The sequence below is a fragment of the Paraburkholderia sp. C35 genome, from assembly GCF_003121405.1.
Lineage (GTDB): Bacteria > Pseudomonadota > Gammaproteobacteria > Burkholderiales > Burkholderiaceae > Paraburkholderia.
The window spans coordinates 1-20,019 of sequence record NZ_QBUY01000110.1; the positions used below are offsets into that span (position 1 = coordinate 1).

Below are 20,019 nucleotides of genomic sequence, written 5' to 3' on the forward strand. Positions count from 1 at the left end.
GTTCAGCGGCTTTCTTTTGCCTACTTTTCTTTGCCGCGGCAAAGAAAAGTAGGTGCTGCCCCGCACAGGGGCGACGCGTGAAGTGGTAAGTCAAATCGCGGATGCCAGCGAAAGCGAAAACGCAAACCGCAAATAGCAGATGCCAGCAAAAACAACCCAGCGTCGCAGACAGACCAACAAAACCCTTTATTGAGTCCGCTCAGCCACAAACCCCTTAACCTGCTCCACATCATTAGCGAGCACATCAAACCGCTGAGGCAGCGCCTCAAGACCGCTAAATGCCGCCGGCCGCTCCGGCTCGCGCTCGAGCGCTTCGCGAATCGTCTCGCCGAACTTGACCGGCTGCGCAGTCTCGAGCACGACCATCGGCACGCCGGCTTGAAGATGCTCGCGCGCGACCTTCACGCCATCGGCAGTATGCGTATCGATCATCGTGTCATAGCGCTGGAACACGTCGCGAATCGTATCGACGCGATCCTCATGGCTGCTGCGCCCGGACACAAACCCAAACTGCTGCACACGCGCAAAATCGCCGCTCGCCTGAAGATCGAAACCACCCTTCTCTTCGACATCGCGGAACAGCTGCAGCACGCGCTTCGGATCGCGCCCCAGCAGATCGAACACGAATCGCTCGAAGTTCGATGCCTTCGAAATATCCATGCTCGGGCTGCTGGTGTGATACGTCTCCGCCGACTTGCGCACACGATAAATCCCCGTGCGGAAAAACTCGTCGAGCACGTCGTTTTCGTTGGTCGCGACCACCAGTTTTTCGATCGGCAGACCCATCATGCGTGCGATATGCCCCGCGCACACATTGCCGAAGTTGCCCGACGGCACCGTGAACGACACACGCTCGTCGTTGCTCTTCGTGGCCGCGAAATAGCCCTTGAAGTAATACACGACCTGCGCGACCACACGCGCCCAGTTGATCGAGTTGACCGTGCCGATTTTCTGCTGCGCCTTGAACGCGTGATCGTTCGACACCGCCTTCACGATGTCCTGACAATCGTCGAACACGCCTTCAATCGCGATATTGAAAATGTTCGGGTCCTGCAGCGAATACATCTGCGCCGTCTGGAACGCGCTCATCTTCTTGTGCGGCGACAGCATGAAAACGCGAACGCCCTTCTTGCCGCGCATCGCATATTCGGCCGCACTACCCGTGTCGCCCGAGGTCGCACCGAGAATGTTCAGCGTCTCGCCGTGCTTCGCCAGCGTGTACTCGAACAGGTTGCCGAGCAGCTGCATCGCCATGTCCTTGAACGCAAGCGTCGGACCATTCGACAGTTCCAGCAGCGACAGCGGCGCACCACCTTCGACGCCCAGCGTCTTCAACGGCGTGATCTGCGCGGCATTTTCTTCATCGCGCACATTGCAGTACACCTGCGCCGTGTAGGTGCGGCGCGTCAGGTCGCGCAGGTCTTCGTCGGGAATGTCGTCGCTGAACTTGCGCAGGACTTCGAACGCGAGATCCGCGTACGGCAGCGTGCGCCAGCGAGCGAGTTCATCGGCCGATACCGTCGGATACTCGTTCGGCAGATACAGGCCGCCGTCCTTCGCGAGACCGCCGAGCAGGATGTCGGAAAACGTATGGCGCTCGCCGATGCCGGCGCCGCGCGTGGAAATGTAATTCATGAGCTAGCCTCTTTGCCTCTGTGCGGTACGTCAGTCGAGCGATTCCATGCGCAGCTTCGTCACCTTCGACACGACCGTCTTCAGCGCCTCGATGCTCGCGATTGCCGCGTTGACGTTCTTTTCGACCGTCTCGTGCGTGATCAGGATGATGTCCGTCTCGCCCTTCTTCGACACGTCGACCTGCTCCGATTCCTTCTGCAATAGCGCGTCGATCGAAATGCCCGTGTCGGCCAGAATGCGCGTGATGTCGGCCAGCACGCCTGTCACATCTGCCACGCGCAGACGCAGGTAGTAACCGCTCGTCACTTCGTCGATCGGGAGGATCGGCGTGCTCGACAGGCGGTCCGGCTGGAACGCCAGATGCGGCACGCGATGCTCGGGGTCCGCCGTATGCAGACGCGTCACATCGACCAGATCCGCCACCACGGCGGAAGCCGTCGGCTCCGCGCCCGCGCCCTTGCCGTAATACAGCGTCGTGCCGACAGCGTCGCCATGCACGACCACCGCGTTCATCGCGCCTTCCACGTTCGCGAGCAGGCGCTTGGCGGGAATCAGCGTCGGATGCACACGCAGTTCGATGCCGTTCGCGGCACGACGCGCGATGCCCAGCAGCTTGATACGGTAGCCGAGTTCTTCCGCGTACTTGATGTCGATTGCCGCCAGCTTGCTGATGCCTTCGACATACGCCTTGTCGAACTGCACGGGCACGCCGAACGCGATCGCGCTCATGATGGTGGCCTTGTGCGCAGCGTCGACGCCTTCGATATCGAAGGTCGGGTCGGCTTCCGCATAGCCGAGTTCCTGCGCAGCCTTCAGCGCGGTGGCGAAGTCGAGGCCGCGGTCGCGCATCTCCGACAGGATGTAATTCGTCGTGCCGTTGATGATGCCCGCGATGTACTGGATACGGTTGGCCGTCAGCCCTTCGCGCAGCGCCTTGATGATCGGGATGCCGCCCGCGACGGCCGCTTCGAACGCGGCCATCACGCCCTTCGCGCGCGCCGCCTCGAAGATCTCCGTGCCGTGCACGGCTAGCAGCGCCTTGTTGGCCGGGACGACATGCTTGCCGTTGTTGATCGCGCGCAGCACGAGCTCGCGCGCGATGCCCGTGCCGCCGATCATTTCAGCAACGATGTCGATGGACGGATCGTCGACGACCGAACCGAAGTCATCGGTAATCGCGACGGTGCCCGCTTCGCTGCCGAGCGCCGTGGTGGCCTTGGCGGGATTGCGCACGGCAATGCGCGCAATCTCGATGCCGCGGCCTGCGCGTCGGTTGATTTCTTCCTGGTTGCGGCGCAGTACCGTGAAGGTGCCGCTGCCTACCGTGCCGAAGCCCAGCAGTCCAACTTTGATCGGTTCCATGCAGCGTGTGTTTCGAGTGAGAGATTGGTAAATCGGTTCGGGGCGCGGTAAAACCGCGCTCAGGCCGCGTGGCGTTTGCGATAGCCGTCGAGAAAACGCGCGATCCGGTTGATCGAATCGGCGAGATCGTCGACGTTCGGCAGGAACACGACGCGGAAGTGATCCGGCGTCTTCCAGTTGAAGCCGCTGCCCTGCACGAGCAGCACGCGTTCTTCCAGCAGCAGATCAAGGATGAACTGCTGATCGTTCTGGATCGGGTACATCTTCGGATCGAGACGCGGGAACATGTACAGCGCCGCTTCGGGCTTCACGCAGGTGACGCCGGGAATCGCCGTCAGCATGTCGTACGCGAGTTCGCGCTGCCTGTAGAGCCGCCCACCCGGCGTGATCAGTTCATTGATGCTCTGATAGCCGCCCAACGCCGTCTGGATCGCATACTGTCCCGGCACGTTCGGGCACAGGCGCATCGACGCCAGAATGCCGAGTCCTTCGAAGTAATCTTTCGCGCGGCGGCGGTTCTCGCCCGTCAGGCCCGACACCCACATCCAGCCCGCGCGGTAGCCGCACGAACGGTAGCTCTTCGACAGGCTGTTGAACGTGACGGTGAGCACGTCTTCCGACAGCGCCGCCATCGACGTATGCGTCTTGCCGTCGTAGACGATCTTGTCGTAGACCTCGTCCGCGAAGATCACGAGACCGTGCTCGCGCGCGATCTGGATCAGACCGAGCAGCAGTTCGTCGGAATACAGCGCGCCCGTCGGGTTGTTCGGATTGATCACGACGAGCGCCTTCGTATTCGGCGTAATCTTCGCGCGGATATCGTCGAGATCGGGCATCCATGCGTTCGACTCGTCGCAGATGTAGTGTACGGGCGTGCCGCCCGACAGGCTCACGCCTGCCGTCCACAGCGGGTAATCCGGCGCGGGCAGCAGCACTTCATCGCCGTCGTTCAGCAGCGCCTGGAGCGCCATCACGATCAGCTCGGACGCACCGTTGCCGATGTAGATATCGTCCAGTTCGACGCCCACCACGCCCTTTTGCTGCGCGTAATGCATGATCGCCTTGCGCGCCGCGAACACGCCCTTCGAGTCCGAATAGCCCGACGACGTAGGCAGATTGCGGATCATGTCCTGAATGATCTCGTCCGGCGCGTCGAAACCGAACGGCGCCAGATTGCCGATGTTCAGCTTGATGATGCGATGGCCTTCGTCTTCGAGGCGCTTCGCATGTTCGAGAACGGGCCCGCGAATGTCGTAGCAGACGTTCAACAGCTTGTTGCATTTGAGTATCGGTTTCACGCCGGGCACTTCATCCTGGGTAAATGGGCGGACCACCGGGTGAGCGGGACCACGGAGCGCTCGCCCCGGGCAGCGGGCAAGCGATAAGACGGGATTGCACGGCGGGCGGTCCCGGCCACGCGGCGCGGGCAGGCGCAGAGCATGAAGCGGGACGTGGGCGGCGCGGCCGCCGGGAGGCCGGGCAGGCGTTCGGGTGGGCGCCTTTCGCCGACATGTTACGGGCATCCTCCGGGCAATGACGGGCGGCGTCGCCAGCCTTGCGGGCGCGGCTTGTGGCAGCGCGCGAACCTGAAGGGAGCCGCCGGGCGGCTAAAAAGTTATAATTTAGCGGATTTTGGCCGGGTTCCGCAATGCACCAAGCAAGGCGATGCAAGCCCCGGCACACGGCGGCAGCGCGCGGCTTCGGTGCACTCAGGTGCGGTTCGCGTGCATTGACGTGCTCTCGGGCAAGGCCGGCGGCGCGCTCGCGTGCGCTTCAGCGCGACTTGCGGCCGCACGATGTAACGTGCACGCCGGCCGTGCCGGCCTTCCGGCACCGCGCGTATCCCGCGCATGCCCGGCAGCATTGAACCCGAACCCGCCCATGCCAGTCGAACCGCGACGGCATGTCTTACGACGATCCTTACGACGATCACGGAAAACCAGTTTGAAATTACATCAGGATTCGAGCGGCGCCCTGAACACCGTCACGAGCTACGGCGCCGGCTATGTCGAAATCAATCTCGAACGTCACGCCGGCAGCATCATCGTGCTGCCGGACAGCCCCGTCATCCCGTGGCCGGTCGCGTCGTTCGAGGCCCTCTCGCCCGAGCACTTCGCGCTCTTGATCGAACCCGCGCCGGAAGTGGTCATCTTCGGCAGCGGCGAGCGCCTGCGCTTCCCGCACCCGCGCCTCACGGCCGCGCTCGCCGCCCACCGGATCGGCGTCGAGACGATGGACTTCAAGGCCGCCTGCCGCACCTACAACATCCTGATGGCCGAAGGCCGCAAGGTCGCCGCCGCGTTGCTGATCGAAGCCTGAGCGCCTGCGCCTGGCGTACGCCAAGGCGTTTTTGTCTGACGCGTCTTGCGGATCAAGTAAACTGCGCGGCGACGTGGCCAGGCGCCGTTTGCCAGATCCTCCGCCACGCAGGTGCAAAGGTCCGGAAAGGTCCGGTAAGCAAGTCATGGCGATCCGACTGGGCGCGGCTGCATCGGGTTGCATAAGGTTGCGATAAGGTTCGCCCGTCGACAATGCGGGCCGCGAGCGGCGTCGCAATATGTCCGGCGCCCGTGCGCCACGCCCCGTGCGGCGCGCCGGCAGCGGAATTCGCGCCATGCGCCGCAGCACCGGACATCTGTCCGTACGGAATAAGAAAGTAGCCGCGACAGCGGTGCCGACAAAGGTTGAAACACACATGAACGACAAGCCGTCCGGGCTGACGCTCACACGCACGACGGTCCTGCTGCTCGTGCTCGCGCTAGCCGTAATCTGGTTCGTGCCGCTCGGCTGGCGCCATCTGCTGCCGAGCGACGAAGGCCGCTACGCCGAAATGGCGCGCGAGATGTTCGTCACCGGCGACTGGATCACGCCGCGCTACAACGGTTACAAGTACTTCGAGAAGCCGCCGCTGCAAACCTGGGCGAACGCGCTGTCGTTCGCGTGGTTCGGCATCGGCGAATGGCAGGCGCGGCTGTACACGGCGCTGACGGGTTTCGCGGGCGTGCTGCTGGTCGGCTATACGGGCGCACGCGTGTTCAGCCGCGCGGCAGGCTTCTTCGCCGCCGTCGTGCTGGCAAGCGCGCCGTACTGGTATCTGATGGGCCATTTCAACACGCTCGACATGGGCCTGTCGTTCTGGATGACCGTCTCGCTGTGCGCCCTGCTGCTCGCGCAGCGCCCCGGTCTCGCGACGCGCGACCAGCGCCTGTGGATGTGGCTCGTGTGGGCATCGATGGCGCTTGCGGTGTTGTCGAAGGGTCTGGTCGGGCTGATCCTGCCGGGCGCCGTGCTGGTGCTGTACACGCTGGTGGCACGCGACTGGGCGATGTGGAAGCGGCTGTATCTGGTGAGCGGCCTGATCGTCTTTTTCGCGATCGTCACGCCGTGGTTCGTGCTGGTGCAGGACCGCAACCCCGAATTCTTCAATTTCTTCTTCATCGTCCAGCAGTTCCGGCGCTATCTGACGCCCGAGCAGAATCGTCCCGGGCCGTTCTGGTACTTCCTGCCCGTGATGCTGGTCGGCTTCCTGCCGTGGCTGTCGGGGACGTTCCAGAGCGCGCGCTACGCGCTGCGCATGCCGCGTCAGGCAACCGGCTTCGCGCCCGTCACGCTGCTGTTCGTATGGACCGCGTTCATCTTCCTGTTCTTCAGCGCGTCGCATTCGAAGCTGCTGTCCTACACGCTGCCCATCGCGCCCGCCATCGCGCTGATCATCGGCATGTACCTGCCCCTCGTCACGCGTGAGCAGTTTCACCGGCATCTGACGGGTTACGCGCTGTTTCTCGTGGCTGGCGGCTTCGGCGCGATCTTCCTCGGCCATCTGGGCGACGCGCGCAATCCGAACGCGCTGTATCTCGAGTTCCGCACCTGGGTGTACGCGGCGCTGGCCGTCGGCTTCGTGTTCACGGTTTTCGCAATCTGGCTCAACCGCAGCCGACGCGCCGCTCCGAATGCGGGCATCGGGAGTGCAGGCGGCGCGCCTGCCGGGATCGCCGGCGCCGCCGCGGCATTCGGCATCGGCTGGGTGCTGCTCGCCACCGTCGCGGGCACGGGCCACGACGCGTTCGGCCGGCTGTCGTCGGGCGCACCGCTCGCGCCCGATGTCAAGGCCGCGCTCGCGAAGCTCCCCGCCGATACCCCGTTCTACTCGGTCGGCGTGCTCGATCACACGATGCCGTTCTACATCGACCATACGATGATCATGGTCGAACATCCCGACGAACTGGCGTTCGGCGTGTCCGTGGAACCGCAGAAATGGGTGCCGACCGTGCCGCAATGGATCGAGCGCTGGAAGGCCGACCATTACGCGATGGCGCTGATGTCGCCGGACCGCTTCAAGGAATTCAGCGCGCAGCACCTGCCGATGCCCGTCGTCGCGCGCGACTCGCGCCGCGTGATCGTCGAGACGCCGGGGGCTGACGAATCCCGCGCCGCTGCGCCGGCGCTGCCGGCGGCGGCACCCGCGGCAGCGTCCCAGCCGCAATGACCCAGGCAGCCATGACCCCCCTTTTCTCCCGAACCTTGCCTAGATGAACCCGATTTCGCTTTTCTGCATCCTCGCGGGCGTCGCGCTGAACGCGACGGCCCAGTTGCTCCTGAAGGCGGGCACGACCGCCGTCGGCCATTTCGAGTTCACGCTCGCCAACATCATCCCGATCGGCTGGCGGATCGCGACGCAGTTGCCGATCATCGGCGGCCTTGCCTGCTACGTGCTGAGCGTGGTCGTGTGGATCGTCGGGCTGTCGCGCGTGGACGTGTCGATCGCCTATCCGATGCTGTCGCTGGGCTATGTTGTGAATGCCTTCGCCGCGTGGTATCTGTTCGGCGAAGTGTTGACGGCGCAACGCCTTGTCGGCATTGGCGTGATCCTGGTCGGTGTGGTGCTCGTTGCGCGCAGCTGACGGCCGCGCCGCGCCGCGCTGTCCGAAACGCAGATCGGAACGTAGCGGAAACGCCCCTGGCAAGCCCGCTGGCGTCTGCTAATGTCTTCTGAAATGTTTCGAGCGCTGGACATTACAGCCGAACTCGCACATTATCGCCGCCGCATTCCGGCAACGATCAGCACAAACGCGGTAATTTAAGCTTTACCAAAGCTAAACGTCAGCGTTTCGCAAGACAATCGGTCCGAGACCCAATTTATATATCGAGCCAAACCATCCATGACCCAGTCATCCGTTCCGTTTTTGCCGTTCGTCCGTCCTGAAATCGATGAAGAAACGATTCGCGGTGTCGTCGACGTGCTCCGCTCCGGCTGGATCACGACGGGTCCGCAAAATCAGGCGTTCGAAAAGGCGTTGTCGGAATACTGCGGCGGCCGGCCGGTGCGCACGTTCAACTCGGGCACGGCGACGCTGGAAATCGGTCTGCGCATCGCGGGCGGGGGCGCCGGCGACGAAGTCATCACGACGCCCGCAACGTGGGTCTCGACCAGCAACGTGATTCTGGAAGTGGGCGCAACGCCCGTGTTCGTCGACATCGACCCGGCCACGCGCAACATCGATCTGAATCTGCTCGAAAAGGCCATCACGCCGCGCACGAAGGCGATCATCCCCGTGTTTCTGTCGGGTTTGCCCGTCGACATGGACCGCCTGTACGCGATCGCCCGCGCGCACAAGCTGCGCGTGATCGAGGACGCCGCGCAGGCGTTCGGCGCGACCTGGAAAGGCGAGCGCATCGGCAAGCTCGGCGATATCGTGTCGTTCAGCTTCCACGCGAACAAGAACCTGACGTCGATCGAAGGCGGCGCGCTGGTGCTGAACAACGAGGAAGAGGCGGTCCTCGCGCAGAAATACCGGCTGCAAGGTATCGTGCGCACGGGCTTCGACGGGATGGATTGCGAATTGCTGGGCGGCAAGTACAACCTGACGGACGTCGCGGCCCGCGTCGGCCTCGGTCAGTTGCAGCATATCGAGCGTTTCAACACGCAGCGCCGGAAGCTCGCGCGCGGGTATTTCGACGGCTTCGAAGGCGGCGCGGCCGTCAAGCTCGGCATGGGCCTGCCGCTCGCGGACTTCGAAAACAGCAATTGGCACATGTTCCTCGTGACGCTGCCGCTCGCGCGCCTGTCGCTGACTCGTGCGCAGTTCATGGAGCAGATGAAGGAACGCGGCATCGGCACGGGCACGCACTACCCGGCCATCCACCTGTTCTCGCTGTATCGCGCGATGGGTTACAAGGAAGGCATGTATCCGCATGCGGAGCATTACGGCGCGACCACGCTCACGCTGCCGCTCTTCACGCAGATGAATGAAGGCGACGTGGCGCGCGTGTGCCAGGCCGTCAATGAAATTTGCGAGCAATACGCCCGGTAAACTGTCAAACACTCGGACTAACAATCAAATAACCAAGCAGTCAAACAAGCGGTCAACCAGCGGTATACCAAGCGGAAACCCAGCGGAAATGAATCAAACGGACCCACGCCCGGTCGCGCCCGAAGTCTCGATCATCATCCCCGTGTACAACGAGGAAGCCGGCCTTGGCCAGCTGTTCTCGCGCCTGTATCCGGCACTCGACGCGCTCAACACGAGCTACGAGGGGATCTTCATCAATGACGGCAGCCGGGACAAATCCGCGGCGCTGCTCGCCGAGCAGTTCCGCGCCCGCCCCGACACCACCCGCGTGATCCTGCTGAACGGCAACTACGGCCAGCACATGGCGATTCTCGCGGGCTTCGAGCAGTCGCGCGGCGAGATCGTCGTGACGCTCGACGCCGACCTGCAGAATCCGCCTGAAGAAATCGGCAAGCTCTGCGCGAAGATGCGCGAGGGTTACGACTACGTCGGCACGATCCGCATGCAGCGCCAGGACAGCCTGTGGCGGCGCAAGGCGTCGCTGGCGATGAACCGGCTGCGCGAGCGCATCACGCGCATCAAGATGACCGACCAGGGCTGCATGCTGCGCGCGTACAGCCGCCACATCATCGACACCATCAACCGCTGCGGCGAAATCAACACCTTCATTCCCGCGCTCGCCTACACGTTCGCGCAGAACCCGGTCGAGATCGAAGTCGCGCACGAAGAACGCTTCGCGGGCGAATCGAAGTACTCGCTGTACAGCCTGATCCGCCTGAATTTCGACCTGGTGACGGGCTTCTCGGTCGTGCCGCTGCAGTGGCTGTCGTTCATCGGCGTGATCCTGTCGATGGGCTCGGCGGCGCTGTTCGTGCTGCTGCTGATCCGCCGCTTCATCATCGGCGCGGAAGTGCAAGGTGTGTTCACGCTGTTCGCCATCACGTTCTTCATGCTCGGCGTGATCATCTTCGCGCTTGGGCTGCTCGGCGAATACATCGGACGTATTTACCAGCAGGTGCGCGCGCGTCCGCGTTACCTCGTGCAGACCATCCTCGAAGAACGCAACGGCGAACCGGTCGCTGCGCAGCCGCGGCAATCCGTCGTGCAGGGCGTGCAGCCCGCACATGTGATCGTCGACGACCAGCGGACGGGCCGATGAAGCCACGCGCCGTCGTCTTCGCTTATCACAACGTCGGGGTACGCTGCCTGCAGGTGCTGCTCGCGCGCGGCGTCGACGTTGCCCTTGTCGTCACGCACGAAGACAACCCGACGGAAAACATCTGGTTTGGCAGCGTAGCTTCCGTCGCTGCCGAGCACGGCATTCCTGTCGTCACCCCCAGCGATCCGAAAAGCCCCGAGTTACGCGCGCAGATCGTCAACGCGCGGCCCGACTTCATCTTTTCGTTTTACTACCGGCACATGCTGCCCGTCGATCTGCTGGCCGTCGCGCCGCGCGGCGCGTTCAACATGCACGGCTCGCTGCTGCCGAAATACCGTGGACGCGTGCCGACCAACTGGGCGGTGCTGAACGGCGAAACCGAAACGGGCGCAACGCTGCATGAAATGGCCGCCAAACCGGATGCCGGCGCGATCATCGGCCAGACGCCGGTGCCCATCCTGCCCGACGACACCGCCGCCCAGGTATTCGACAAGGTGACGGTCGCCGCCGAGCAGACGCTGTGGCGCGTGCTGCCCGCGCTGCTCAAGGGCGAGGCGCCGCATCTGCCGAACGATCTCGCGCACGGCAGCTATTTCGGCGGACGCAAGCCGGAAGACGGACGCATCGACTTCAGCCAGAGCGCCCAGCAGGTCTACAACCTGATTCGCGCCGTTGCGCCGCCGTATCCGGGAGCATTTACAGACATCGGCGGCCAGCGTTTCATCGTCGCGCGGGCGCGGCTTGCCCCGCCCGGCACGCCCGGCGGGGATTTGCCGCCCGGCATCCACGTAGGCGATAATGGCTTTTTTGCGATATGCGGCGACGGCCGCGTAGTCGTCATTCACGAATTGCGGCATCTGCGCGACGATCAGCAACACGCAAGCGAGCGCGTCGTCACCCCAGCCGAATTCACCCAGCTCACTCAATCTTCCCGTAACACATGAAAAAAGTCCTGATTCTGGGTGTGAACGGCTTCATCGGCCATCACCTGTCCAAGCGCATTCTCGAGACGACCGACTGGGAAGTGTTCGGCATGGACATGCAGACCGAACGCCTCGGCGACCTCGTCAACCACGAGCGCATGCACTTCTTCGAAGGCGACATCACGATCAACAAGGAGTGGGTCGAGTATCACGTGAAGAAGTGCGACGTGATCCTGCCGCTGGTCGCGATCGCCACGCCTGCCACTTATGTGCAGCAGCCGCTGCGCGTGTTCGAACTGGACTTCGAGGCGAATCTGCCCATCGTGCGTTCGGCGGTGAAGTACGGCAAGCATCTCGTCTTCCCGTCCACGTCCGAAGTCTATGGCATGTGCTCGGACGAGCAGTTCGATCCGGACGAGTCCGCCCTCACCTACGGCCCGATCAACAAGCCGCGCTGGATTTACGCGTGCTCGAAGCAGCTGATGGACCGCGTGATCTGGGGTTACGGCATGGAAGGCCTGAACTTCACGCTGTTCCGTCCGTTCAACTGGATCGGCCCGGGCCTCGACTCGATCTACACGCCGAAGGAAGGCTCGTCGCGCGTCGTCACGCAGTTCCTCGGCCATATCGTGCGCGGCGAGAACATCAGCCTCGTCGACGGCGGTGCGCAAAAGCGCGCGTTCACGGATATCGACGACGGCATCAGCGCGCTGATGAAGATTATCGAGAACAAGGACGGCGTCGCTACGGGCAAGATCTACAACATCGGCAACCCGACCAACAACTTCTCGGTGCGCGAACTCGCGCACAAGATGCTCGCGCTCGCGGCGGAATTCCCCGAGTACGCGGACATGGCGAAGCAGGTGCAACTGGTCGAGACGTCGTCGGGCGCGTACTACGGCGCGGGCTATCAGGACGTGCAGAACCGCGTGCCGAAGATCGACAACACGAAGCAGGAACTCGACTGGGCGCCGACCTCGACGTTCGACGAAGCGCTGCGCAAGATCTTCGAAGCGTACCGCGGCCATGTCGCCGAGGCACGTGCACTCGTCGAGCAACAGTAAGGGCTATCGCGCTTGGCTCTGATCGTCCTGAAGATCGATGTCGATACGCTGCGCGGCACGCGTGAAGGCGTGCCGAATCTCGCGCGTATTTTCGATCGCTACAAGGCGCGCGCCACCTTCCTGTTCAGCCTCGGTCCGGATCACACCGGCTGGGCGATGCGGCGCGTGCTGCGGCCAGGCTTTCTGAAGAAGGTGTCGCGCACGTCCGTGGTCGAGCATTACGGCGTGAAGCAGCTGATGTACGGCGTGCTGCTGCCCGGCCCCGACATCGGCACGCGCGCGCGGTCGGAAATGCGCGCGATCCACGAAGCCGGCTTCGAGTGCGGCATCCACACGTGGGACCACGTCTACTGGCAGGACAACGTGCGTTCACGTCCGCGCGACTGGACCGTCGCGCAGATGCAGAAGAGCCACGACCGTTTCGCCGATATCTTCGGCATGCCGCCCGTCACGCACGGCGCGGCAGGCTGGCAGATGAACGGCCACGCGTTCGAGCAGATCGACGCGTGGGGCATGCAGTACGCGTCCGATGGACGTGGGCATGCGCCGTACTTCCCGGTTGTCGGCGGCCGCACGCTCACGCATGTGCAGATGCCGACCACGCTGCCCACGCTGGACGAAGTGCTGGGTATCGATGGCATCGACACGGATAACGTTGCCGCGTCGCTGCTCAAGCGCACGGAAAACAATCCGCACGAGCAGGTCTTCACGCTGCATGCAGAGCTCGAAGGCCAGAAGCTCGCGCCCGTGTTCGAACAGCTGCTCGCCGGCTGGCGTGCGCAAGGCCACACGTTCGCCACGATGGGCGACTACCATGCCACGCTGGACCGTGACCCCCTGCCGTCTTACCCTGTGACGGGGGGCGAGATTCCGGGCCGTTCCGGCGAACTGATCGTGCAGCCCGACTAGCCGACCCCCCGCCCCCAATAACAACCGGAGGACCTCGTGCCCATCGCAGTCGATCAACCCGTTCCCGATTTCACCGCTCCGGCTACAGGCGGCGACTTCACGCTCTCCAGCCTGCGCGGCAAGAAAGTCGTCGTGTACTTCTATCCGAAAGACAACACGCCCGGCTGCACGACGGAAGGTCTGCAGTTCCGCGACCTGTATCCGAAGTTCAAGAAAGCGGGCGCGGAGATCATCGGCGTGTCGCGCGACAGCGTGCGTGCGCACGATAACTTCAAGGCCAAGCTCGAATTGCCGTTTACCTTGGTATCGGACCCGGACGAAACGCTGTGCACGCTCTTCGGCGTCATGAAATTGAAGAAAATGTATGGCAAAGAAGTACGGGGGATCGAGCGCTCCACGTTTGTCATCGACGCTCAGGGCGTGCTGCGACAGGAATGGCGCGGCGTCAAGGTGCCCGGTCACGTCGAGGCGATTCTGGAGGCTGTACAAGCGCTTTGAGGCGCGTTATATTGGGCCGCAATGAGTGCCTGTTCATATACTTTTTTCCGCAGTTGCGCTGCAGGTCGCCGCTTCATCGCCGTTGACAGCACGGCCATGAGGCGGGTCACGAGGCGCAATGCGATGACCGAAGTCGAGCCGCTTGCCCCGTTTGCCGGGGCGGCGGCTTTTTTCATTGCGCGCAGCAGTTTGCGTCGTTCGCAGCGCACTTTCGTCAAGGAGCCGATCGAAGACCAGGCGAACCGGCATTACTAATCCGACACGCGCCACCGGACGCAAATTGCGAGCGCACAACGCACGACAGTTTGCGGCAGGCGGCGAAGAATTGTTACCCGCTTTATTTGAGGGAAACCATGCCTTTGCCTACCCCACCCAGCAAGCTCGGCAATCTGTTGCCGCCTGATGAATACACGGCGAAGCCTGCAAAGCCTGGTCGAAAACAGGCGCAAGAAGGGGAGCAAGCCGCATCGGCCGAAATTGGCCGCGCCAATGTTGCCGCACCGATGACGCACGCCGCCAACGCGGCCACTACGCTGCGCCCCGTTCCCAACGCTGCTGCGCCCGTTGCCGAAGCCACGCCTGCACGCGGCCGCAAGACGAAGCAGACGGCTGCACTGCTGCAGCCTATCCCTGCTGCACCCGCTGACGATGCCGCTGCCGCGACACCCGCCGTCGCACGCCGCGGCAAAGGTGGTGCTGCCGAAGCCGACGCGCCCGCCGCAACCAGTGCGAAGCCGACGCGTACCGGCACGAAGAAAGGCACGAGCAAAGCGGCTCAGGTGGAGGTTCGCAAGCTGTTCGTGCTCGACACCAACGTGCTGATGCACGACCCGACCTGCCTGTTCCGCTTCGAGGAACACGACGTCTATCTGCCGATGATGACGTTGGAAGAACTCGACAACCACAAGAAGGGCATGTCGGAAGTCGCGCGTAATGCGCGTCAGGTCAGCCGCACGCTGGATTCGCTGGTAGCCAACGCGGGCGACATGTCGGAAGGCATTTCGCTGTCGCGTCTGGGCAGCCGCGAGGCGCTCGGACGCCTGTTCTTCCAGACCAAGCTCACGCATATCGAGCCGGTCGAAGGTCTGCCGCAAGGCAAGGCCGACAACCAGATTCTCGGCGTGGTGCGCGCGTTGCAGCGCGATCGCGAAGACCGCCAGGTCGTGCTGGTGTCGAAAGACATCAACATGCGCATCAAGGCGCACGCGCTCGGTCTGCCTGCTGAAGACTATTTCAACGACCAGGTTCTCGAAGACAAGGACCTGCTCTACTCCGGCATCCGTCAACTGCCGCTCGATTTCTGGGCCAAGCACGCGAAGGACATGGAGAGCTGGCAGGACACCAAGACGGGCACCACGTATTACCGCGTGACGGGTCCGCTGTGCGCGTCGATGCTGGTCAACGAGTTCGTCTATCTGGAACCGCAGAACGGCGAACCGGCGTTTCATGCGATCGTGCGTGAACTGAACGGCAAGACGGCGCTGCTGCAAACATTGCGCGACTACGGCCATCACAAGAACAACGTGTGGGGCATCACGGCGCGCAACCGCGAGCAGAACTTCGCGTTGAACCTGTTGATGAATCCGGAGATCGATTTCGTCACGCTGCTCGGTCAGGCGGGTACGGGCAAGACGCTGGTCGCACTCGCGGCCGGTCTCGCCCAGGTGCTCGACGACAAGCGCTACAACGAGATCATCGTGACGCGCGCGACGGTGCCTGTCGGCGAAGACATCGGCTTCCTGCCCGGCACCGAAGAGGAAAAGATGCAGCCGTGGATGGGTGCATTCGACGACAACCTCGAAGTGCTGCAAAAGACGGATGACGCAGCGGGCGAATGGGGCCGCGCGGCGACGCAGGAACTGATCCGCTCGCGCCTGAAGATCAAGAGCATGAACTTCATGCGCGGCCGGACCTTCGTCGACAAGTATCTGATCATCGATGAAGCGCAGAACCTCACGCCGAAGCAGATGAAGACGCTGGTCACGCGCGCCGGTCCCGGCACGAAGATCATCTGTCTGGGCAACATCGCGCAGATCGATACGCCGTATCTGACGGAAGGCAGCTCGGGCCTGACGTATGTCGTCGATCGCTTCAAGGGCTGGGCGCACAGCGGGCATGTGACGCTGGCGCGCGGCGAGCGCTCGCGACTGGCGGATTACGCGTCGGATATTCTGTAACGCGCGTTTGCTTCAGGTTGCTGAAGTTTGCTGATGTTTGAAAAGCCGTTTTCGGTTCACGCCGGAAGCGGCTTTTTCTTTATGCGTTGGTGCAGTGGAAACGGCTCTTTCTCATGGCGCGTCCGCTTCGGCATTGATTCGATTGGCACGCGCCCAGTCGCAGAAAATTGACATTTAGCGCGTAAACTTCAAGTATTCCATCAAGATTTCTTGCGAGAGGCCCGTCTGACGGGCTACCATCGGGCATCGTCCCCTTCCGGCGGACGCGCTTACCGGCGCTCGTCCGTCTTCGCTTTCATGCTTCGCCTCGTACTGTCACTGTCGGTCGTCGCCCTGCTCGCCGCCTGCTCCGGCGCGCCGCAGAAGACTGTGCGCAGTTCGGGCGGATCGTATGCATCGTCGGGTGGCGCTTATCGCACCACGCCGCCCGGATTCCCGAACTTCGTCGATCACAGCATCGGCCGCGAGGAAATCTCGATTCAGGCGATGAGCCTCGTCGGCGTGCCGTATCGTTGGGGCGGCAATACGCCCGATAGCGGCTTCGATTGCAGCGGGCTCGTGCACTACGTCGTGCAGCGTGCTGCTTCCGTGAATCTGCCGCGCACGACGGCCGATATGAGTTCGCGCGGCGAGTCCATTGAACCCGACGAAGTCGCACCCGGTGACCTGATTTTCTTCAACACGACCGGCCGGGCGCATTCGCACGTCGGTATTTACGTCGGCAAGCTGCGCTTCGTGAATGCGCCTTCGACGGGCGGTACCGTGCGGCTCGATTACCTCACGAACCCGTATTGGGCGAAGCGCTTCGATGGGATTCGGCGCGTCGCGCCCGCGTTGAACAGGCCGACCACGACACCGTTCGACGGGCCGAGTTATCAGGCGGCGGCACCTGCGTCGTCGGCGCCTGCGGTGGCAGCCGTCGCGCCGGCAGCGACGGGCGGCACATATGGCGCATCGCGTGCCGGTTCTGGTGCTTATGCTGCGCAAACGCAAGGCGCGCCCGTCGCCAATCCTGCTGCAAACACAGCCGTTGCGACAACCGCTGCACCTGCCGATCAGTTCGAGCCGCCACCGCCCGCCTTGAGCGCCGCGCAAATGCAGGCGCGCGCGGCTGGCGCGGTATCGCCCGCACCTGTCGCCTCGCCAGATACTGCCCCGACACGCAGCTACAGTGCCTACAGCGCTGCACCGCCGTCCGCACCCGATGCCATCGACGCCGCCGCCGATGCCTACGAACCGCCGCCACCCGCATCCGTTGCGGCGCGCCAGGCCTACCAGGCTCGCCAGATGCAGCCACCGGGCGAAACCAGCGGCGGGGTGCAGATCATGCGCGCATCGACAGCCCCCCGTCCGACCGCCGCGCCGCCACAAACCAACGACGCCCCGATCGCCGGCTTCGCCAACCAGTGATCGCGGCGCTGTCCCGTCGCGCGTGGTTCACCCCGCGCCGCCGCACCTCTGCTATCGTTTGACGATACTTCCAACACGGCGGGTGACGACGATGGATCTCGGTCTCAAAGACAAAGTGGTTGTGATCACGGGTGGCAGCAAAGGCATTGGACTCGCGTGCGCGCGTGCGTTCGCGATGGAAGGCGCGAAAGTCGCGATCGTGTCGCGCGACCCGGCCAATCTCGCGCGCGCCCGCGAACAGTTGTCGGGCGAAGGCTTGCATGTCCATCTGACGCGTGCCGATCTGCACGAACCGCACAGCGCCGCGGACGTCGTGGAAGAAGCGACCAGCGCCGTCGGCCCCATCGACATCCTGATCAACAGTGCAGGCGCCGCGCGCCGCTACGACCCCGAATCCCTCGCCGCCGCCGCGTTCAAGGCGACGATGGAAGCCAAGTATTTCCCGTACATCTACCCGCAGCAGGAAGTGCTCAAGCGCATGGCCGAGCGAGTCAAATCCGGCAAGACGAAGGAGCCGGGCACGATCGTCAATATCATCGGCATGGGCGGGAAGATCGCCAGCGATATCCACATCGCGGGCGGCGCGGCCAATGCGGCGCTGATGCTGGCCACCGTCGGTCTCGCGCACTACTACGCGCGCTACGGCATTCGCATCAACGCGATCAATCCGGGCGCGACGCTGACGGAGCGTGTCGATGAAGCATTGAAGCTGGAAGCATCGCGCGAAGGTATCGACGCCGCTGAAGCGCTGTCGCGCGGCGAAGCACGCGTGCCGCTCGGGCGTTACGCAAAACCGGAAGAGATCGCCGACGTCGCGCTGTTTCTGGCAAGCCGCCGCGCCAGCTATGTGACGGGCGCGATTGTCCCGATGGATGGAGGCAGCGCGCCGCTCATCTGAACGCGGCGCGCCGTTGTTGAAGCCGCTTTACAGGAAGCGGTGCCCGAGCCACCAGCCTGCCGCTGCAAGCGCGGCGGAGGCTGGAATGGTCAACACCCACGCCCACACGATATTGCCCGCCACGCCCCAACGCACGGCCGACAGCTTCTGCGTGGCGCCGACGCCGACAATCGCGCCCGTGATGGTATGCGTGGTGGATACGGGAATACCGAGGAACGATGCGATGAACAGCGTGATCGCGCCGCCTGCCTCCGCACAGAAGCCGCCAACCGGCTTGAGCTTGGTGATCTTCTGACCCATCGTCCGCACGATGCGCCAGCCGCCGAACAGCGTGCCGAGACCCATCGACAGATAGCACCCGCCGATCACCCACAGCGGCGGCGCATCGGCTGTCGCGGACGCGTATCCCGTTGCGATCAGCAGCATCCAGATGATGCCGATGGTCTTCTGTGCGTCGTTGCCGCCGTGGCCGAGACTGTACAGCCCAGCGGAGACGAGCTGCAAACGCCGGAAGCGCCGGTCGACCTTGCTGGGCGGCGTGCGGAAATAGATCCACGACACCAGCAGCATGAAGAACGAGCCGAGCACGAAACCGAGCAGTGGCGACACGATGATGAAGGTGACCGTCTTCAGCAGCCCGTCCCAGTTCAGCGCGGCCCAGCCGGACTTGGCGAGAGCCGAGCCGACCAGCCCGCCAATCAGCGCATGCGATGAGCTCGACGGAATGCCGTAGTACCACGTCACGATATTCCAGCCGATCGCGCCAACCAGCGCGCCGAATATGACGTAATGGTCAACAATGCCGGGATCGATCGTGCCTTTGCCGACCGTCTGCGCAACTTTCAGGTGGAAGATGAAATAGGCGATGACATTGAACGCGGCGGCAAACGCGACGGCCTGTTGCGGCTTGAGCACACCCGTCGACACGACCGTGGCGATGGAGTTCGCCGCGTCGTGGAAGCCGTTCATGAAGTCGAAGACGAGCGCAACCACGACGAGCGTCGCGACCGCCCAGATAGCGAGTTGAATCGAATGCATTACGCGTTTTCCAGCACGATGCCTTCGATGATGTTCGCCACGTCCTCGCACTTGTCGGTGATCGACTCGAGCAACTCGTAGATGGCCTTCAGCTTGATCAGCGTCTTGACGTTGTCTTCTTCGCGGAAGAGCTTCGACATCGCCGAACGCAGCACGCGATCGGCTTCCGACTCCAGACGGTCGATGTCTTCGCACGCCTTCAGGATTTCGCGCGCCTGCTTCATGTCCGACAGCATCGCGACGGCGGCCTGCACGCGTTCGCAGGTTTTCGTGCAGATATGCGCGAGCTGGCTCGCTTCCGACGTCACCGCCTGCACGTCGTACAGCGAAATGGCCGTGGCGACGTCCTCCATCAGGTCGAGGATGTCGTCCATCGTGGTGATCAGCTTGTGGATTTCGTCGCGGTCGAGCGGCGTGATGAAGGACTTGTGCAGCAGATCGATGGTTTCGTGCGTGAGTTTGTCGGCTGCTTTTTCCGCCGTCTGCACGTTCTGCTTGTGGATCTCAGCGTCGCCGAGGTTATCGATCAATAGCTCGAGTTCGCGGCTGCCCGAAAGAATGTGCTGCGCGTGAGCGTTGAAGATTTCAAAAAATTTGCCCTCGGTGGGCATGAATCGACCGAACATTGGGATCCCGGAAAATGGTCACGGTGAGGC

General features: G+C 63.2%; 18 protein-coding genes. 13 read left to right on the forward strand and 5 right to left on the reverse strand.

Features of this window, described 5'->3' with window-relative positions:
• Positions 1 to 186: 186 nt before the first annotated feature.
• Genes thrC through DK391_RS36935 form a run of 3 tightly spaced genes read right to left on the reverse strand, consistent with a single transcriptional unit; the run spans position 187 to position 4,304 of the window.
• Complete coding sequence (gene thrC, locus DK391_RS36925) at positions 187 to 1,635, reverse strand: threonine synthase (protein ID WP_109482950.1); 1,449 nt, start codon at positions 1,633 to 1,635, stop codon at positions 187 to 189.
• A gap of 30 nt (positions 1,636 to 1,665) precedes the next feature.
• The gene (locus DK391_RS36930; RefSeq protein WP_109482951.1) at positions 1,666 to 2,997 is read right to left on the reverse strand and encodes a homoserine dehydrogenase; all 1,332 of its coding nucleotides are present in this window, start codon (positions 2,995 to 2,997) and stop codon (positions 1,666 to 1,668) included.
• A gap of 59 nt (positions 2,998 to 3,056) precedes the next feature.
• A complete protein-coding gene (locus DK391_RS36935; RefSeq protein ID WP_109482952.1) occupies positions 3,057 to 4,304 on the reverse strand; it encodes a pyridoxal phosphate-dependent aminotransferase in 1,248 nt (415 codons plus the stop codon).
• Between the two features lie 637 nt (positions 4,305 to 4,941).
• Between DK391_RS36935 and DK391_RS36945 the strand changes: the two genes are divergently transcribed.
• From DK391_RS36945 to DK391_RS37000, 13 genes are all read left to right on the forward strand, one after another.
• Positions 4,942 to 5,316 (forward strand): Mth938-like domain-containing protein, encoded by a 375-nt coding sequence (locus DK391_RS36945; protein WP_109482954.1) that lies wholly within the window; start codon positions 4,942 to 4,944, stop codon positions 5,314 to 5,316.
• A gap of 376 nt (positions 5,317 to 5,692) precedes the next feature.
• Positions 5,693 to 7,483, forward strand: coding sequence for a glycosyltransferase family 39 protein (locus DK391_RS36950; protein ID WP_109482955.1), 1,791 nt, complete (start codon positions 5,693 to 5,695; stop codon positions 7,481 to 7,483).
• A gap of 43 nt (positions 7,484 to 7,526) precedes the next feature.
• On the forward strand, positions 7,527 to 7,898 hold the full coding sequence (locus tag DK391_RS36955; protein ID WP_109482956.1) for an EamA family transporter: 372 nt from the start codon (positions 7,527 to 7,529) through the stop codon (positions 7,896 to 7,898).
• Positions 7,899 to 8,156: 258 nt separating this feature from the next.
• A complete protein-coding gene (locus DK391_RS36960) occupies positions 8,157 to 9,308 on the forward strand; it encodes a DegT/DnrJ/EryC1/StrS aminotransferase family protein (protein ID WP_109482957.1) in 1,152 nt (383 codons plus the stop codon).
• A gap of 88 nt (positions 9,309 to 9,396) precedes the next feature.
• Positions 9,397 to 10,446, forward strand: coding sequence for a glycosyltransferase (locus DK391_RS36965; protein ID WP_109482958.1), 1,050 nt, complete (start codon positions 9,397 to 9,399; stop codon positions 10,444 to 10,446).
• Positions 10,443 to 11,390: a formyltransferase gene (locus DK391_RS36970; RefSeq protein WP_109482959.1), complete on the forward strand. Its 948-nt coding sequence runs from the start codon at positions 10,443 to 10,445 to the stop codon at positions 11,388 to 11,390. Before DK391_RS36965 ends, DK391_RS36970 begins: the two co-directional genes overlap by 4 nt.
• Positions 11,387 to 12,433 carry a bifunctional UDP-4-keto-pentose/UDP-xylose synthase gene (locus tag DK391_RS36975; protein WP_109482960.1) on the forward strand — a complete coding sequence of 349 codons (1,047 nt, stop codon included), beginning with the start codon at positions 11,387 to 11,389 and terminating at the stop codon, positions 12,431 to 12,433. Before DK391_RS36970 ends, DK391_RS36975 begins: the two co-directional genes overlap by 4 nt.
• Before the next feature lie 12 nt (positions 12,434 to 12,445).
• The gene (locus DK391_RS36980; RefSeq protein WP_109482961.1) at positions 12,446 to 13,342 is read left to right on the forward strand and encodes a polysaccharide deacetylase family protein; all 897 of its coding nucleotides are present in this window, start codon (positions 12,446 to 12,448) and stop codon (positions 13,340 to 13,342) included.
• Positions 13,343 to 13,378: 36 nt separating this feature from the next.
• Positions 13,379 to 13,840, forward strand: coding sequence for a peroxiredoxin (locus DK391_RS36985; RefSeq protein ID WP_109482962.1), 462 nt, complete (start codon positions 13,379 to 13,381; stop codon positions 13,838 to 13,840).
• A 123-nt stretch (positions 13,841 to 13,963) separates the two neighbouring features.
• Positions 13,964 to 14,095 (forward strand): hypothetical protein, encoded by a 132-nt coding sequence (locus DK391_RS45655; RefSeq protein WP_275426844.1) that lies wholly within the window; start codon positions 13,964 to 13,966, stop codon positions 14,093 to 14,095.
• 98 nt (positions 14,096 to 14,193) lie between these two features.
• Entirely contained in the window at positions 14,194 to 16,017 is a 1,824-nt protein-coding gene (locus DK391_RS36990) for a PhoH family protein (protein ID WP_109482963.1), read from the forward strand.
• Between the two features lie 297 nt (positions 16,018 to 16,314).
• A complete protein-coding gene (locus DK391_RS36995; RefSeq protein ID WP_109482964.1) occupies positions 16,315 to 17,427 on the forward strand; it encodes a C40 family peptidase in 1,113 nt (370 codons plus the stop codon).
• Between the two features lie 91 nt (positions 17,428 to 17,518).
• Positions 17,519 to 18,325, forward strand: coding sequence for an SDR family oxidoreductase (locus DK391_RS37000; RefSeq protein WP_109482965.1), 807 nt, complete (start codon positions 17,519 to 17,521; stop codon positions 18,323 to 18,325).
• 27 nt (positions 18,326 to 18,352) lie between these two features.
• Here the strand turns inward: DK391_RS37000 and DK391_RS37005 are convergent, their stop codons facing one another.
• Positions 18,353 to 19,363 (reverse strand): inorganic phosphate transporter, encoded by a 1,011-nt coding sequence (locus DK391_RS37005; RefSeq protein ID WP_109482966.1) that lies wholly within the window; start codon positions 19,361 to 19,363, stop codon positions 18,353 to 18,355.
• Positions 19,363 to 19,989, reverse strand: a complete 627-nt coding sequence (locus DK391_RS37010; protein ID WP_109482967.1) for a DUF47 domain-containing protein — start codon at positions 19,987 to 19,989, stop codon at positions 19,363 to 19,365. The genes DK391_RS37005 and DK391_RS37010 overlap by 1 nt, the downstream gene beginning before the upstream one ends.
• Positions 19,990 to 20,019 lie beyond the last annotated feature (30 nt).

Excerpts from the sequence above, each read along its gene's own strand:
- DK391_RS36960 (WP_109482957.1), top strand. The coding sequence starts at position 8,157 with ATGACCCAGTCATCCGTTCCGTTTTTGCCGTTCGTCCGTCCTGAAATC.
- DK391_RS37010 (WP_109482967.1), bottom strand. The coding sequence starts at position 19,989 with ATGTTCGGTCGATTCATGCCCACCGAGGGCAAATTTTTTGAAATCTTC.
- DK391_RS36965 (WP_109482958.1), top strand. The coding sequence starts at position 9,397 with ATGAATCAAACGGACCCACGCCCGGTCGCGCCCGAAGTCTCGATCATC.
- DK391_RS36975 (WP_109482960.1), top strand. The coding sequence starts at position 11,387 with ATGAAAAAAGTCCTGATTCTGGGTGTGAACGGCTTCATCGGCCATCAC.
- DK391_RS45655 (WP_275426844.1), top strand. The coding sequence starts at position 13,964 with ATGACCGAAGTCGAGCCGCTTGCCCCGTTTGCCGGGGCGGCGGCTTTT.
- thrC (WP_109482950.1), bottom strand. The coding sequence starts at position 1,635 with ATGAATTACATTTCCACGCGCGGCGCCGGCATCGGCGAGCGCCATACG.
- DK391_RS36955 (WP_109482956.1), top strand. The coding sequence starts at position 7,527 with ATGAACCCGATTTCGCTTTTCTGCATCCTCGCGGGCGTCGCGCTGAAC.
- DK391_RS37005 (WP_109482966.1), bottom strand. The coding sequence starts at position 19,363 with ATGCATTCGATTCAACTCGCTATCTGGGCGGTCGCGACGCTCGTCGTG.
- DK391_RS36990 (WP_109482963.1), top strand. The coding sequence starts at position 14,194 with ATGCCTTTGCCTACCCCACCCAGCAAGCTCGGCAATCTGTTGCCGCCT.
- DK391_RS36930 (WP_109482951.1), bottom strand. The coding sequence starts at position 2,997 with ATGGAACCGATCAAAGTTGGACTGCTGGGCTTCGGCACGGTAGGCAGC.
- DK391_RS36970 (WP_109482959.1), top strand. The coding sequence starts at position 10,443 with ATGAAGCCACGCGCCGTCGTCTTCGCTTATCACAACGTCGGGGTACGC.
- DK391_RS36995 (WP_109482964.1), top strand. The coding sequence starts at position 16,315 with ATGCTTCGCCTCGTACTGTCACTGTCGGTCGTCGCCCTGCTCGCCGCC.
- DK391_RS37000 (WP_109482965.1), top strand. The coding sequence starts at position 17,519 with ATGGATCTCGGTCTCAAAGACAAAGTGGTTGTGATCACGGGTGGCAGC.
- DK391_RS36950 (WP_109482955.1), top strand. The coding sequence starts at position 5,693 with ATGAACGACAAGCCGTCCGGGCTGACGCTCACACGCACGACGGTCCTG.